The sequence below is a fragment of the Bradyrhizobium sp. 157 genome, assembly GCF_023073815.1.
Classification (GTDB): domain Bacteria; phylum Pseudomonadota; class Alphaproteobacteria; order Rhizobiales; family Xanthobacteraceae; genus Bradyrhizobium.
In genome coordinates this window covers 84,620-100,538 of the sequence record NZ_JADPKF010000089.1, presented here as the reverse complement: position 1 = coordinate 100,538, position 15,919 = coordinate 84,620, and the positions used below count along the sequence as shown (strand labels likewise).

Here is a 15,919-nt window from a genome sequence, read left to right as displayed (position 1 = left end):
GCTATCGCGCTGCGCAGCATCCGGGGCACGATAGCTAGACAACAAGGAGACACCCATGGCCACCCCGGCACCCGTGATCCGCCTGCATCCCGACGATGGCGTGCTGATCGCGCGCGCGAGCCTGCCGCCAGGGATGGTGGTGGCGGACGGCGTCACCACGACCGAGCGAATTCCGGCGGGCCACAAGGTTGCGATCAGGCCGATCGCCGTGGGCGAGCCGGTGCGCCGTTACGGCCAGATCATCGGCTTTGCCACCGTGCCGATCGCGCCGGGCCAGCATGTGCATACGCAGAACTGCGGCATGGGCGATTTCGCCAAGGACTATGCCTATGGCGTCGACGTCAAGCCGGTGCCGAATTTCGATCTGCCCGCCACCTTCAACGGCATCCGCCGCGCCGACGGGCGGGTGGCGACGCGCAACTATATCGGCATCCTCACCTCGGTAAATTGCAGCGCCCATGTCGCCGGCATCGTCGCCGACATGTTCAAGAAGAATCCATTTACTGGCGATAACCCGCTGGCGGATTTTCCGAATGTCGACGGCGTCGTCGCGCTGACCCACAAAACCGGCTGCGGCATGACGCAGAACGAACCGCTGGCATTGTTGCGGCGGACGCTCGGCGGCTACGCGCGGCACGCGAATTTCTCCCACGTGATCGTGCTGGGGCTTGGCTGCGAGGTCAATCAGATCGGCGGGCTGATGGAAGAGCAAAAACTCGCCGGCCGCCTGCGCGCGATGGACATCCAGGAAGTCGGCGGCACCCGCAAGACGGTGGAAGCCGGTGTCGCGTTCGTGAAGGAGGCGTTGACCGACGCCAATAAAGTAAAGCGCGAGCCGGTGCCGGCCAGCGAATTGACGGTGGCGCTGCAATGCGGTGGCTCCGACGGTTACTCCGGCGTATCGGCCAATCCGGCGCTGGGTGCGGCGAGCGACCTGCTGGTGCGCCACGGCGGTACGGTGATCCTTTCGGAGACGCCGGAAACCTATGGCGCCGAGCATCTCCTGACCCGCCGCGCGGTCAGCCGCGAGGTTGGCGAAAAACTCGTCGGCCTGATGCGCTGGTGGGAAGAATATACCAGGCGCGAAGGCGCCGAGATGAACGCCAATCCGAGCCCCGGCAACAAGGCCGGCGGCCTCACAACGATCCTCGAGAAATCCCTGGGCGCGATGGCCAAGGCCGGCAGCACCAATCTGGTCGACGTGCTCAACTACGCTGAGCCCATCACCAAGAAGGGCTTTGTCTTCATGGACACGCCCGGCTACGACCCGGTCGCGGCGACCGGGCAGGTAGCAGGCGGCGCCAACCTCGTTTGCTTCACCACGGGCCGCGGCAGCGTGTTCGGCTGCAAGCCAGCGCCCTCGATCAAGCTCGCCACCAACACGCCGATGTACAAGCGCATGGAAGACGACATGGACGTCAATTGCGGCACGATTCTCGACGGCGAGGAAACCGTGCAGCAATGCGGCCAGCGTATTTTCGAGCTGATGCTGAAAACGGCATCCGGCCAGCCGACCAAGAGCGAGAGTTTCGATTTCGGCGGCGCCGAATTCGCGCCGTGGGTCCTAGGAGCTACGATGTGAGTGGAGGCACGCTGCCTCAACGTCATTGCGAGCCAACGGGTCGCGCGAATGCGCGCCCGATGACAGGCTCCGCGAAGCAATCCATAGCGCCGCAAGCGGGACGATGGATTGCTTCGTCGCTATCGCTCCTCGCAATGACGGGGAGGCGGCGTCGCCCTTACTTCAGGCACGCGGTGCCCACTGTTAGTGCTTGATCCCATCCGGAACCGGTGTTCTGCTTAAAAAAGCCGCTGGAGCTTCCGGTCCGTGTCGATCTTCGTCGCACTTCATCACGTCACGCACTACAAATACGACCGACCGATCGATCTCGGCCCGCAAACCGTGCGGCTGCGCCCGGCGCCGCATACCCGCACGCCGATCCTGAGCTATTCGCTCAAAGTGACGCCAGCCAATCATTTCGTGAACTGGCAGCAGGATCCGCAGGGCAACTGGCTGGCGCGCTTCGTCTTTCCGGACAAGGCGTCTGAGCTGAAGATCGAAGTCGACTTCACCGCGCAGATGACGGTCGTCAATCCCTTCGATTTCTTCGTCGAGCCCTACGCAAACTCCTTTCCGTTTCAGTACAGCAACGATCTCAAGACCGAGCTCGCGCCCTATCTCGCGACCTCCGAGCAGGGGCCGTTGTTCACGGCTTACTTGAAGGAGATTCCGCGCGAGGCCGACAGCACGGTCAATTTCCTCGTCGAGCTGAACGCTCAGCTTCAGAAGAAGATCAAGTATGTCATCCGCATGGAGCCGGGCATTCAGACGCCGGAGGAGACGTTGGCGCGCGGCTCCGGATCGTGCCGCGACTCGGCGTGGCTGTTGATTCAGATCTTTCGCCACCTCGGCCTCGCGGCGCGCTTCGTCTCCGGCTATCTCGTGCAGTTGCGTCCCGATATCGATCCGGTCGAAGGCCCGCGCGAGGTCGAAACCGATTTCACCGACCTGCATGCCTGGGCCGAGGTCTACCTTCCCGGCGCAGGCTGGATCGGGTTCGACGTTACCTCGGGCATGCTGACGGGCGAGGGGCATATCCCCGTCGCTGCCACGCCGCATTATCGCTCCGCTGCACCGGTCTCCGGCGGTGCGGGTTTCGCCAATGTCGAATTCGGTTTCGAGATGAGCGTCAGGCGAATCCGCGAGGCGCCGCGGATCACGCGCCCGTTCTCCGATGAATCCTGGGCACGGCTCGATAGGCTCGGCGAGCAGGTCGACGCCGATCTCAGGCGCGACGACGTGCGGCTGACCATGGGCGGCGAGCCGACCTTCGTCTCGATCGACGATCTGGAGGCGCCGGAATGGAATATCGCCGCCATCGGCCCAACCAAACAGACGCTGGCGGACGAATTGATCCGCAAGCTGCGCGCGCGTTTTGCACCGGGCGGGCTGCTGCATTACGGGCAAGGCAAATGGTATCCGGGCGAAAGCCTGCCGCGCTGGGCGTTTGGCCTCTATTGGCGCAAGGACGGCGCCCCGATCTGGAAGAATGCCGATCTGATCGCAGGGATCGAGAATCCGCCCGAGGCCGATATCGCGGATGCCCGGCAACTGATAGGAGGCATCGCGAAGCGGCTCGGCCTCGACGCCAGCTACGTGATGCCAGCCTATGAAGACCCGGTGCATTGGCTGCAAAAGGAAGCGGCACTTCCGTTCAATGTCGATCCCGGCGACTCCAAGTTGTCCGATCCCGAAGAACGATCACGCATGGCGCGTGTATTCGATGAAGGGCTCGACAAGCCGAAAGGATTCGTGCTGCCGATCCAGCATGCAGATGCCGATGCCTCGGGCTGGGCGAGCGAGCGCTGGCAGCTTCGGCGTAGCCATCTGTTCCTGATCCCGGGCGATTCGCCGCTGGGCTTGCGGCTGCCGATGGCATCACTGCCGCATGTTCCGCCGGAAGAATATCCCTACATCGTCGAGCAGGACCCGATGGAGCCGCGGCTGGAGCTTGCGGCCGAGGACAGGGATAGCGGAGCGGGAGAAGCGCCAGGGCCAGCGCAAGAGCCGCAAGTAAAGCGCAAACCCAAGCCGGTGCGCACGGCAGCCTCAGTCGAAATTCGCGACGGCGTGTTGTGCGTCTTCATGCCACCGGTCGAGAAGATCGAACACTATCTCGAATTGATCGCGGCCGTGGAGGCGACCGCCGAGGAGATGCAGATCGCGGTTCATGTCGAGGGCTACGGACCGCCTTACGATCCGCGCATCGACGTCATCAAGGTGACGCCCGATCCCGGCGTGATCGAGATCAACGTCCAGCCGGCGCAAAGCTGGCGCGAGGCGGTCGACATCACCTTCGGCCTGTATGAAGACGCCGCGAAAGTTCGCCTCGGCGCCAACCGCTTTCTTGTCGATGGCCGTCACACCGGCACCGGCGGCGGAAATCATGTCGTGGTCGGCGGCTCTACGCCGCAGGATTCGCCTTTCCTGCGCCGCCCGGATCTGCTGCGGAGCCTGGTCCTGTACTGGCAGCGCCATCCGTCGCTGTCCTATTTGTTCTCCGGCATGTTCATCGGCCCGACGAGCCAGGCGCCGCGTATCGACGAGGCGCGGCATGACGGACTGTATGAGCTGGAGATCGCGCTCTCGCATGTGCCGCCGCCCGATATCGAAGCCCCGCTATGGCTGGTCGACCGGCTGTTCCGGCATATTCTGGTCGACATCACCGGCAATACCCATCGCGCCGAAATCTGCATCGACAAGCTCTATTCGCCCGATGGCCCGACCGGCCGCCTCGGGCTCGTCGAATTCCGCGCGCTCGAAATGCCGCCTGATCCCAGGATGTCGCTGGCGCAGCAGTTGTTGATCCGCGCGCTGATCGCAAAGCTCTGGCGCGAGCCGCAGCAGGGTAAGTTCGTACGCTGGGGAACTGCGTTGCACGACCGCTTCATGCTGCCACATTTCCTCTGGGAGGACTTTCTCGGCGTGCTCGATGAGCTCAAGCTATCCGGTTACGATTTCTCGCCGGAGTGGTATCAGGCACAGCTCGAATTCCGTTTTCCCGTGTTCGGCCGTGTGCACCACGGCGGCGTCGCGCTGGAATTGCGGCAGGCGCTGGAGCCCTGGCATGTGCTCGGGGAAGAGGGCTCGGCCGGCGGCACCGTGCGCTATGTCGACTCGTCGGTGGAGCGGCTGCAGGTCAAGGCGAACGGCTTTGTCGAAGGCCGCCATATTGTGACCTGCAACGGCAGGCGGATGCCGATGACACCTACCGGCCGCTCGGGCGAGGCGGTCGCGGCCGTCCGCTTCAAGGCCTGGCAGCCGGCCTCAGGGCTGCATCCGACCATCCCGGTCCACGCCCCGCTGACATTTGACTTGATTGATAGCTGGAACGGCCGTTCGCTCGGCGGCTGCGTCTACCACGTCGCCCATCCCGGCGGCCGCAACTACGATACGAAGCCGGTCAATTCCTATGAGGCGGAGGCGCGGCGGCTGGCTCGGTTTCAGGATCACGGCCACACCCCGGGCCGAATCGAGCCGCCGCCCGAGGAACGCACAATTGAATTCCCTTTGACGCTCGACTTGAGGACGCCGCTCCTGATCTAATCGGCAGCGACGGTCTCGGGGAATCGGAATGTCAGGCCAAGGCAGCAGTCAGGAGAGCAAGGTCCGCCCGGGTCAGCGCCGGATGGCGCAATGGACGCGCGACTATGCGCGGCTGCCCGGCATTCCCGACGAATATATCGGGCCCGATGGCGCGCCGCGGGCGGCCTGGGCCCGCTTCTTCGATGCCTTTGCGGCGCTTTCGCCGGGCGATATCGAGCGACGCTTCGCCTCCGCCGACCGCCATCTGCGCGAGGCCGGCGTCACCTATCGCGCGCCTGGCGAGACTGCCGACCGGCTGTGGCCGCTCAGCCATCTGCCGCTGATCATCGACGAGGCCGACTGGCAGCAACTGACCACGGGTATCGCGCAGCGCGCCCAATTGTTCGAAATGATCCTGCGCGATCTCTATGGCGAGGCCAGGCTGGTCAGCGAGGGCGCGGTGCCCGCGGCCGCGATTGCCGGCAGCAACGAATATCTGCGCGCCGTCTGCGGCGTCAAACCGCCGGGCGGGCGTCATCTCCATTTCTATGCCGCCGACGTCGGCCGTGGCCCCGACGGGCGCTGGTGGGTGCTGAACGACCGCACGCAGGCACCCTCGGGCGCGGGCTATGCGCTGGAAAACCGCCTGGTGCTGTCGCGCGCCTTTTCCAGTCTCTACAAGTCGATGAACGTCGAGCGCGTGGCGCCGTTCTTCGAGGCGTTCCGCGACTCCCTTCGTGCCAGCGCCGACCGCGACGAGCCGCGCATCGGCTTGCTGACGCCGGGCGCCTTCAGCGAAACCTATTTCGAACACGCCACGCTGGCGCGCTATCTCGGCTTTCTCCTGGTCGAAGGTGACGATCTCGCCGTTAGCGGCGACCGCATCCATATCCGCACCGTCGCGGGCCTGAAGCGGCTCGACGTGCTGCTGCGCCGGGTCGATTCCAATTTCCTCGACCCGCTCGAGCTCGATGCCTCGTCGCATCTCGGCGTGCCCGGCCTGATCGACGTGCTGCGCAAGAACGGCGTCGTGATCGCCAACATGCCGGGCTCCGGCGTATTGGAGGCCAGGGCGCTGCTCGGATTTCTGCCGAGCCTGTGCCGCCGCCTGCTCGGCGAGACCTTGATCATGCCGCACATCGCGACCTGGTGGTGTGGCCAGAAATCCGCACGTGAGGAAGTATTGTCGCGGCTGGAGGACTTCGTCATCGAGGGCGCCTATGGCCGGGCCGTCCCGGGCTTTTCCAGCCATGCGCCCGTGCTCGCCGGCGAGCTGCCGCCAGCCGAGCGCGACAGGCTGCGGCAGGCGATCACCGACCGCGGCATCGATTATGTCGGGCAGGAACTGGTGCGGCTGTCGACGACGCCGGTGTGGGAGCAGGGCCGGATCACGCCGCGCCCGTTCGTGCTGAGGGTGTTTGCCGCAGCGACTCCACAAGGCTGGACCATCCTGCCCGGCGGTTTCTGCCGGATCGCCGAAAAGGCGGATGCCCGTGCAGTGTCGATGGGCGACGGAGTACGATCGGCGGACGTCTGGGTGGTCTCCGACAAGGCCGTCTCGTCGGCGACACTGTTGCCTGGCGCCGACACCGTGCGGATCAAACGGATCGCCGGCGTGGTGCCGAGCCGTGCGGCGGACAATCTGTTCTGGCTCGGCCGCTATCTCGAACGCGCCGAGGCGACTCTGCGGCTGATCCGTGCGCTCGGCACCTCGACGCGCGACCCAGCCAAGGGAGCATCAACCGCGCTGCATTCGGTCGAGCGTATCCAGCGGATTCTCGTGACCTGGGGCGCCACCTCACAGGCGACGCGGACCAATCCAGCGCGGGTCATCGCCGAGGCGCTGCAGAGCGAGGAGAAGTTCGGCTCGGCGCTCTCATTGGTGAGATCGGTGCAGCGAACCGCGAGTTCGCTGCGCGAGCGGCTTTCGCCCGACGCCTGGCAGATCATCACCGAGATGGTGGAGCGCCTTGCGCTGCAGGTCGACGACGACGACAGCATCGTCAGCGCCGCCGAATTGACGCTGCAGGAGCTGGCGAGCCTTGCCGGCTTGGCGCAGGAAAACATGAACCGTGCCGCCGGCTGGCGCTTCCTCGACATGGGGCGTCGCGCCGAGCGCGCCATCAACACCGTGCGGTTCGCCCGGCAGTTCGCCTATGAGGAAGCGGGTGAGGAAGACCTCGACGTACTGCTGACGTTGGTGGATTGCCAGATCACCTATAGGTCGCGCTACCTGGTAGGCCCGGCGCTGGCGCCGGTGCGGGATATTGCGGTGCTCGACCCTTATAATCCGCGCTCGGTGGCGTTTCAGGTCGCTGTTCTCAACGACCACATCGCTGCGCTACCAAGCCTGAAGGAGCACGGTCTGATCGAGCGGCCGCAGCGGCTCGCGGTTGCGCTGCAGGCGACGCTGACGACGGCGGAGGCTTCCGCGCTTGACGTCAAAACCCTATTTGCGCTGGAGCAGGATCTGCTCAATCTGGCCGATGCGATCGGCCTGCATTACTTTCCGCATGGGCCGAATGCGAGCCGGCCGGAGAAGCTCACGGGTCTTGCGTGATCTACGACATCCGGCACGTCACGACTTACGCTTACGAGAGCCCGGTGAGCTTTGCGCGCTGCTCGCTGCGGCTGGAGCCTCGAACCGGCGACGGGCAGCAGTTGATCTCGCACGCGGTCGAGATCCGGCCGCGGCCGGTCGAACGCACGGTGCGGCGGGACTTTTTCGGAACGCATACCGAGAGCGTGCTGATCGAGACCGCGCATCGCAATTTGCGGATCGATTCCCGGTCACGGGTTTCGGTCGCGCGTCAGGCGCCCGGTCGCGCGGCACCCAGCCCGCCCTGGGAGCGCATCCGCGACGTGGCCTTTGAGGCTACCAGCCTCGGTCCCGCTTCGCCGGTCGGATATGTCTTTGCGAGTTCGCTGGTGCCGGTGCTGGCGCCGCTTACTGCCTATGCTGCGCCAAGCTTCCCGCCGGGCGGCGGCATCCTCTCGGGCGCCGCCGACCTGATGCGCCGTATCCGCAACGATTTCAGGTACGACTCCAAGGCCACCGTAATTTCGACGCCGCTTAGGGAAGTGTTCGAAAAGCGCCACGGCGTCTGCCAGGACTTTGCCCATGTGATGATTGCGGGCATGCGCGGGCTCGGCCTGCCGGCGGCCTATGTCAGCGGCTATCTGCGTACCATTCCGCCCGCCGGCCAGCCGCGCCTGCAGGGCGCCGATGCCAGCCACGCCTGGGTGTCAGTCTGGTGCGGCGCCGAGCTCGGCTGGGTCGGCTTCGATCCGACCAACGACCTCCTGGTCGAGAACGACCACATCATCCTGTCGATCGGCAGGGATTTCTCCGACGTCTCGCCGGTCGACGGCATCATTGTCGGATCGCCCAAGCAGAAGCTCAACGTCGCTGTGGACGTGCTGCTGGTGGAGTGAGGCTGGGATGCCTCAGTGCCCGGATTTCTTAAGAATTCGTTGTCCTAAGCCACGCCAATCTCCGCTGCACTACGGATAGGCACTTTAACGGATGGTTTGTTCTTTTGTTGCCATCGTGACGTGCGCAGGCCTGCGCCTGCAAGTCGAGTCCACCTAGCCGGGAGACAATCATGAACAATTGGTCAATAAAGCCGTTCGTTTCTGCCGTGGCAGCTATGCTCGTTCTCGGAGGTGCCGCCAGTGCTGGCAGCGGAGCAAACAAGGATGAAGCCGTCGCCATGGTCAAGCAGGCCGTTGCCTTCATCAAGGAGCAGGGGGTTGAAAAGGCGTATCCGGAGATCACCAACAAGGCCAGCAAGTTCCACGATCGCGATCTCTACGTCGTGGTCTACCAGCTTGACGGCAAAGTGCTGGCTCACGGCTCGAACGAGAAATTCGTCGGCAAGGACCTGATCGATGCACAGGACGTCGACGGCAAGCTCTACGTCAAGGAACGCGTCGAACTCGCCGGTAAGCACGCATCGTTCTGGCAAGACTACAAGTTCGTCAATCCGGTGAGCAAGAAAGTCGAGCCGAAGGAAATGTACTGCGAGAAGCTGAACAACACGGCTGTCTGCGCGGGCGTCTACAAGCTCTGACCCAAATAAGCGTTGCGTTGTCGTGCGGCGATCGCCGCACTGAAGGGGTGATATGCTCGGCTGGATCAAGAACATTGGTCTTTCGTGGAAAGTCCAGCTCGCGCCGGCTTTCCTGATCGTCGTGCTGATCGGGCTCGGTGCCTATGCGCTGCAAACGTTGCGGTCGAATCAGGCCGCCGTTGACGCGCTGGTGTCCGGGCCGGTACGGCAATCGGAATTGGCCAACGATCTCACCACGACGGTGTGGATAGCGCACGCCAAGCTGTATCGTCTTGCGGCCACGGCGGCCAATGAAAAGGACGACAAGAAAATTGCGCAGGTCGCCAAGGAAGCTTCCGTGGCGGCCGGCAAAATTTCGGATGCGCTGAAGGCCGTAGAAAGTATCAAGGGCGGGTTCAGTCCGGAAACATTCGAGAAGCTGGAAGCCGCGGTTGCGGGCTATCTCAAGCAATCGACAAATGCGATCGAGATGGCCGATGGTGATGCCGGATCGGCGCTGATCTTCATCAAGGGCGCGGAACGAAACTTTGCCGTCATCGAAAAGCTGGCCGATGATCTGATCACGCACAGCAGCGAAAGCAAGGACCGTGAAATTGCCCGCGCCGGGATCAAGCTCGAGCAGCAGCAGATAACGCTGATGGCCGCGCTTCTGGTCGTTGCGCTCGCCGGTATCGTCGTTTCATTTCTAATCGGCCGAAGCATTTCTCGCCCTGTCGTGGCGATGTCGCGGGCGATGCGCGAGCTCGCCGCCGGGAATTTCGAGGTTCAGTTGCCCGGCCTCGAGCGCCGCGATGAAGTCGGCCAGATGGCGCACGCGATCCAGGAGTTCAAGGTGCAGGCGATCGCCAAGGCCGAACGCGAGGCGGCGGAGCGCGAGGAAAAGAACCGCGAACTGGCATCGGCCCGCCGTACGGAGCTGCATAATCTGGCCGAGAGTTTCGAGATCGCGGTCGGCAATATCGTCGAGAACGTTGGCTCAGCCTCGGCCGAACTGGAAAATTCCGCCGCGATCCTGACCAACAGCAGTGCGGCCACCCAGCAGCTCTCCACCGTGGTCGCCGCGGCTTCGGAGGAAACCTCCAGCAACGTGCAGTCGGTGGCGTCCGCCACTGAGGAAATGGCCAGCTCCGTCAATGAAATCGGCAGGCAAGTCGCGAATTCCAACCGGATCGCCAACGAGGCCGTTGCTCAGGCGCAAAAGACCGACGCCCGGATCATCGAATTGTCGGAGGCTGCAAACCGCATTGGCGACGTAACCAGGTTGATCACCACGATCGCCGAGCAGACCAATCTACTGGCACTCAACGCGACCATTGAGGCTGCCCGCGCCGGTGACGCCGGCCGCGGCTTTGCGGTGGTTGCCCAGGAGGTCAAAGCACTCGCCACCCAGACCGCCAAGGCAACCAGCGAAATCTCGACTCAGATCGCCGAGATGCAGTCGGCGACGCAGGAATCAGTGCACGCCATCAAGGAGATCAGCGGCACCATCGGCCGGGTTTCCGAAATTGCCGCCGCGATCGCCGCCGCCATCGAGGAGCAGGGCGCTGCCACCCAGGAAATCGCGCGCAACGTGCAGCAGGCGGCAGTGGGCTCGACCCAGGTCGCGACCAGCATCGCCGACGTCAACCGCGGCGCCGGCGAAATCGGCACGGCGTCGTCACAGGTGCTGGCCAATGCGCAACTGCTCTCCAATGAAAACAAGCGGCTCAAGGCCGAGGTCGGCAAGTTCCTCGCGACCGTACGGTCGGCGTAGTCCGTAGACCCAAAATCGAGATTGGTGAATCCACGTCCGCTTTGCAGCGTTTTTCGGACTCAGGTCCGATATCGCCCTAAGTCCGAAAAGTCACAACTGCGAAGCGCTCAGTGTGAGCATATGTTTTCCGCTTTGCCCTCGAACTCGGACATTGCTCGACCAATCGGCACGTCTCAAACGTGCGAACAGCAGACTGATGCACGACGGGCGCAGCGATATTGCCAACACCGCTTGCGTGATTACCCCTATCCTCGTGCAAGATCGAGTAACCGATCCCTCTCGGGAGTCTGGGGCCGCGCGCGCCCTGCGCCCCTTCGGCTTCTATATGTGGCAATCGCAATCGCGATCCATGTTGCGTGGAATGCGAGTCCGGCCAGCAGGACGAATTGACCGGGAATGGGCCCAATCGCTGCTCGCAGCCAGAACTCCTGCACCGAGGCGACCGGCGCCGGATGGATCAGCAGTTTACCGACATACGCGGTCACCTGGATCGCGAAAATCCAGCTGTAGTTATTGCGAAGCCTGCGGCCCACTGCCTCAGCATAGGTAATATGAAGGTTAGGTGCTCGGTAATCCTGGTAGAGGATCTCGTTCCAGCCATTCTCGACCTGAACGCCCTCGCCGCGGAGAATTGGCCCGAAGAATTGGACTTCGAGGACATGCGCGCGCATGCGCCAGAAATCAAAAAAGCGGTAACGCCGCGCCTCGATCAATAAGAAGGTAACGACCAAGAGACCGACAAGCACCAGCGGCAGAGGGGACGCGGATTCGCTGCTGAACGTAAGTGATAGTGCGATACCGGTTGTAAGGACCGCCCAATTGGTCGTTGCATCGAGGCGTGTACGCCAGACCGTGCTACGGTACAGCTCGCCGCGATAGAGGTGCGACAACGCGGTGATATCAGCTGGGTCGAATGCAGATTGCTTACCTTCGATATGGCTTTCACTCATCGTTTTCATCCCTTGCGCTTTTATGTCATTTACGACCCCAACACATGATGCTGCTTGGCGATGTTCTATTATGCCCACCTGTTGTCACGACCCCAAGGAAAAACGCCCCGTTGGCGTGTCTAAGCTGGCACACTGGCGCAGACCGGAGATGCTGTCCGCTTAAGTGCCGGTCCGCCGCGGCTGCTCGGATGAATCGGCGCGCAGGTTGCGGAAGAACTTCTCGACCTCGCGCGACAGCGTCTCGGCCGTGGCCGTCAGTTCGCTGGAGGCGGTGAGGACCGAGGCCGCCGCCGTGCTTGTGGTGCCGATGGCGTCGCTGAGCGAGCCGATATTGACGACGAGGGTGCCGTTGCCCTGCGCCGCCAGTTGGGCATTCGCCGAGATTTCACGGGTCGCCGCATCCTGCTGCTCGATCGCGCTGGCAATGATAGAAGTCACCTCGTTAATCTCGCGCACTGCATTGCCGATTTCTCGAACCGCTTCGACGGACGTTTTCGTCGACGTCTGGATCAGGCCGACGTTCTGGCCGATTTCGGCGGTGGCCTTGGCAGTCTGCTCGGCCAGCGCTTTGACCTCGTGGGCGACCACGGCAAAGCCGCGGCCGGCATCGCCGGCGCGCGCGGCTTCGATCGTCGCGTTGAGCGCCAGGAGGTTCGTTTGCTCGGCAATCGCCTGGATCAGGTTGAGCACCCCGTCGATGCGCTGGGTCGCAGCCGCAAGCCCCTCGATTTCGGAGACCGATTTCTCGGTGCGCTGGCCTGCCTGCTCGACTGCACCGGCCGACTGGCGGACCTGGCGGCCGATTTCCTCGACGGAAGCGGAAAGCTCTTCGGCGGCGCTGGCGACGGCGGAGACGTTGCTGGACGCCTGTTCGGTCGCGCTGGAAGCGGCGACCGCGCGTCCGTTGGCATCCGACGCAACGCTGGCGATGGTCTGTGCGGTGCCGCGCATCGAGCTCGCATTGTCGGTGACCGCGCGCAGCACGCCGCCGATCGCTTCCCGGAACGCATCGACCGAGGCCTCGATGTGGCGGGTACGCTCATCGCGCGCCCTAGAATCTTCCAGCACCTGCGAATTGAGGTTGCGGTTGCGATCCATCGCATCCTGGAAGATCTTGATGGCACGGGCGAGCGCGCCGATTTCGTCGGTGCGTTCGGTATGCGGAACCTCGATGCCTTCGGCGCCATCGGCCACCTGCTTGATGGTGGCGGTGATGACCGAGAGCGGGCGCGCGATCGAACGGGAAATGATCAGCACGCCAAGGACGACCACCACCAGTGCCAACACGCCGAGGCAAGTCAGGACAAATGCCATCGTATGGTTGGTGTCGGTCTGTTCGGCCAGCCTCTTGCTGCGTTCGGCGTAGACCTTGGAGAGCGCCTCGAGATCCTTGTTCAGCGCGGTGCGGACTTCGCGGTTGGCGTCGTTGTCGCCCCATTCGCGCCCGGCGGCTGCGTTGATCTCGACGCCCCGGCGAACCAGCTCCTTGCGGAAGTCCACGAATTGCTGGATGCGCTTCTTGAAGGTGGCGAACTGCTGGGCGTCGTCGGCCTGGACCAGCGCTTCCCAGTTCTTGACCACGTCGAGAATACGCTCGTTGAATTTGAGCAGCCCGTCGCCGTATTTCTTCACCACCGGTGGTTCCGTCGACATGTAGATGCCGCGCGATTCCATCACGACCGCATAGACCAGCGAATTGATGCGCTCGACATTGAGCGCGGCGCGGCTCGCGATCGAGACCGCTTCGGTGAGCTGGGCGTTCTGGCGGGTGTTGTAGTCGGACAGCGCCGTGATAGCAGCGACGAGCACGGCGACCAGTGCGAAGATCGAATACAACTTGGCTGCAAGCGAAAACCGGGATGCCATGGCGCCACCAAAATGAGTACGGGAAATTTCAGCCGTATTGGCACGCCGGAATGGGATCCCGTGAATGCCGTCAGCGTAGGCAATGTGCTGAGTTTTGGTGGAGAATGTCTTAACGCGCGAAGTTCGTGGAATCGCAACTAAAGGAAAATCATCAGTACTTTCAAAAGATTAGTTCGATATTGCGGGATGCCTCGCCGGGAAAATTCGGCAGATTGGTGCGACTGGAACGGGCCTTGGTATATCAGCGCAATTGGAGGTCGCGAGGTACGGCGAAAGCTGCCCGGGTCCCGTAACTGCCCGACAAGACGAGCCGGTACGGTCATGACGGCGCAGCCGCCTGATCCTCCGGATGGGTGCTCGCTGTCCGAGGCGGGCAATGCCGCCAAACAGAAGCACCCGCGCGTCTCCGGAAGGACGGTTCGCATTGGCAAGCATCCGTGACGCGAATCAAGCTAGACAGCGAGCAAGGCGAAGGTGGCGCCGCGCTGCTTCGATTATGCGTGAGAATTGGGACTCATGACTCAAAGTGCCGCCTTGCCGGGCAATCTCGATCTCTATCTTCACGTGCGCGTCCTGATCGCCGCACAGCCTCGGGCGGATCGATGCCCGGATTAATGCCGACACTCCGCTGATTGCGGCCTGTAGCCTTGGCTGTTCGCCCGGCATAGACTAGCCAGGAAACGGAGTGGGTACGGCGCAGGAAGGTCAGCATGGTCTATCGGCAGATCATCGGTGCCACCACCTATGCGTTCGACGGTTTGCGCGAGCTGCTCGCCAAGGCGACGCCGCCGCGATCCGGCGACCGCCTTGCCGGCGTCGCGGCCGATAGCGCGGAACAGATGATCGCAGCGCGAATGGCGCTCGCCGACGTGCCGCTGAAGCAGTTCCTCAACGAGGCTGTCATCCCCTATGAGGATGACGAGGTCACCCGGCTGATCATCGACAGCCACGATGCCCCGGGCTTTGCCGTCATATCGTCGCTGACCGTCGGCGGCTTCCGCGACTGGCTGCTCTCCGATGCCGCAACAGGTGCGTCTTTGGCGAAGGTCTCGCGCGGGATCACGCCGGAAATGGCCGCCGGCGTTTCCAAGTTGATGCGTAACCAGGACCTGATCCTGGTCGCCAATAAATGCACGGTAACCTCGGCCTTTCGCAACACCATCGGCCTGAAGGGGCGGATGAGCGTGCGGCTGCAGCCCAACCATCCCTTCGATGATGCCAAGGGCATTACCGCTTCGATCCTCGACGGCATTCTCCTGGGATCAGGAGATGCCTGCATCGGCATCAATCCGGCCAGCGACGATCCGGCCGTGATCGGCGAGTTGCTGCGGCTGCTCGACGGCATCATCTCGCGGCTGCAGATTCCGACTCAGAGCTGCGTGCTCACGCATGTCACCACGACGCTTGGATTGATCGGGCAGGGCGCGCCGGTCGATCTGGTGTTCCAGTCGATCGCGGGAACGGAGGCTGCCAATCGCAGTTTTGGTGTCGATCTCGCGCTGCTGCGCGAGGCGCGTGAGGCGGGGCTGTCGCTCCGCCGCGGCACGGTCGGCGAAAACGTGATGTATTTCGAAACGGGGCAGGGCTCGGCGCTGTCGGCCAACGCCCATCACAATGTCGACCAGCAGACGTGCGAGGCGCGGGCTTACGCGGTGGCGCGCGCATTCGATCCGTTGCTGGTCAACAGCGTCGTCGGTTTCATCGGCCCGGAATATCTTTACGACGGCAAGGAAATCATCCGCGCCGGCCTCGAGGACCATTTCTGCGGCAAGCTGCTCGGCCTGCCGCTCGGGGTCGACGTCTGCTACACCAATCATGCCGAAGCTGACCAGGACGACATGGACAATCTGCTGACGTTATTGGCCGCCGCCGGCGTCACCTTCATCATGGGCGTGCCGGGCGCCGACGACGTCATGCTGAACTATCAGTCGACCTCGTTCCATGACGCGCTCTACGTCCGGGAGCTCTTCGGCTTGAAGCGGGCGCCGGAGTTCGACGATTGGCTGGTCCGCTCAGGCCTCGCGGACGGCAATTTCCGGCTTGCGGGCAACACCGGCCTGCTGCCCGAATTTGCCTCGCGGCTGATTGCCTGAATTCCGGTCTGCAGATTTTCGTGCAACCAATTGAACCCGCAGCGAGTTAGAACTGACTGTCACAATGTTGAAGGATTTCTGGCCCAACTTTCAATCTC

Annotated in this window: 9 protein-coding genes; 7 read left to right on the top strand and 2 right to left on the bottom strand. The window is 63.2% G+C overall.

What is annotated here, in order from left to right; all coding sequences use genetic code 11:
* The first annotated feature begins 55 nt into the window (after positions 1-55).
* From IVA95_RS25515 to IVA95_RS25490, 6 genes are all read left to right on the top strand, one after another.
* Positions 56-1,582 (top strand): altronate dehydratase family protein, encoded by a 1,527-nt coding sequence (locus IVA95_RS25515; RefSeq protein WP_247513011.1) that lies wholly within the window; start codon positions 56-58, stop codon positions 1,580-1,582.
* Positions 1,583-1,828: 246 nt separating this feature from the next.
* The gene (locus IVA95_RS25510) at positions 1,829-5,107 is read left to right on the top strand and encodes a transglutaminase family protein (RefSeq protein ID WP_247513010.1); all 3,279 of its coding nucleotides are present in this window, start codon (positions 1,829-1,831) and stop codon (positions 5,105-5,107) included.
* A gap of 28 nt (positions 5,108-5,135) precedes the next feature.
* On the top strand, positions 5,136-7,646 hold the full coding sequence (locus tag IVA95_RS25505) for a circularly permuted type 2 ATP-grasp protein (RefSeq protein ID WP_247513009.1): 2,511 nt from the start codon (positions 5,136-5,138) through the stop codon (positions 7,644-7,646).
* On the top strand, positions 7,643-8,521 hold the full coding sequence (locus IVA95_RS25500; RefSeq protein ID WP_247513008.1) for a transglutaminase family protein: 879 nt from the start codon (positions 7,643-7,645) through the stop codon (positions 8,519-8,521). Before IVA95_RS25505 ends, IVA95_RS25500 begins: the two co-directional genes overlap by 4 nt.
* Before the next feature lie 215 nt (positions 8,522-8,736).
* The gene (locus IVA95_RS25495; protein ID WP_247513041.1) at positions 8,737-9,159 is read left to right on the top strand and encodes a cache domain-containing protein; all 423 of its coding nucleotides are present in this window, start codon (positions 8,737-8,739) and stop codon (positions 9,157-9,159) included.
* Positions 9,160-9,211: 52 nt separating this feature from the next.
* Positions 9,212-10,912 (top strand): HAMP domain-containing methyl-accepting chemotaxis protein, encoded by a 1,701-nt coding sequence (locus tag IVA95_RS25490; RefSeq protein ID WP_247513007.1) that lies wholly within the window; start codon positions 9,212-9,214, stop codon positions 10,910-10,912.
* Positions 10,913-11,157: 245 nt separating this feature from the next.
* Here the strand turns inward: IVA95_RS25490 and IVA95_RS25485 are convergent, their stop codons facing one another.
* Entirely contained in the window at positions 11,158-11,862 is a 705-nt protein-coding gene (locus IVA95_RS25485; RefSeq protein ID WP_247513006.1) for a DUF2270 domain-containing protein, read from the bottom strand.
* A 159-nt stretch (positions 11,863-12,021) separates the two neighbouring features.
* Positions 12,022-13,728, bottom strand: coding sequence for a HAMP domain-containing methyl-accepting chemotaxis protein (locus IVA95_RS25480; RefSeq protein ID WP_247513005.1), 1,707 nt, complete (start codon positions 13,726-13,728; stop codon positions 12,022-12,024).
* A 710-nt stretch (positions 13,729-14,438) separates the two neighbouring features.
* Between IVA95_RS25480 and IVA95_RS25475 the strand changes: the two genes are divergently transcribed.
* The gene (locus IVA95_RS25475; protein ID WP_247513004.1) at positions 14,439-15,821 is read left to right on the top strand and encodes an ethanolamine ammonia-lyase subunit EutB; all 1,383 of its coding nucleotides are present in this window, start codon (positions 14,439-14,441) and stop codon (positions 15,819-15,821) included.
* Positions 15,822-15,919 lie beyond the last annotated feature (98 nt).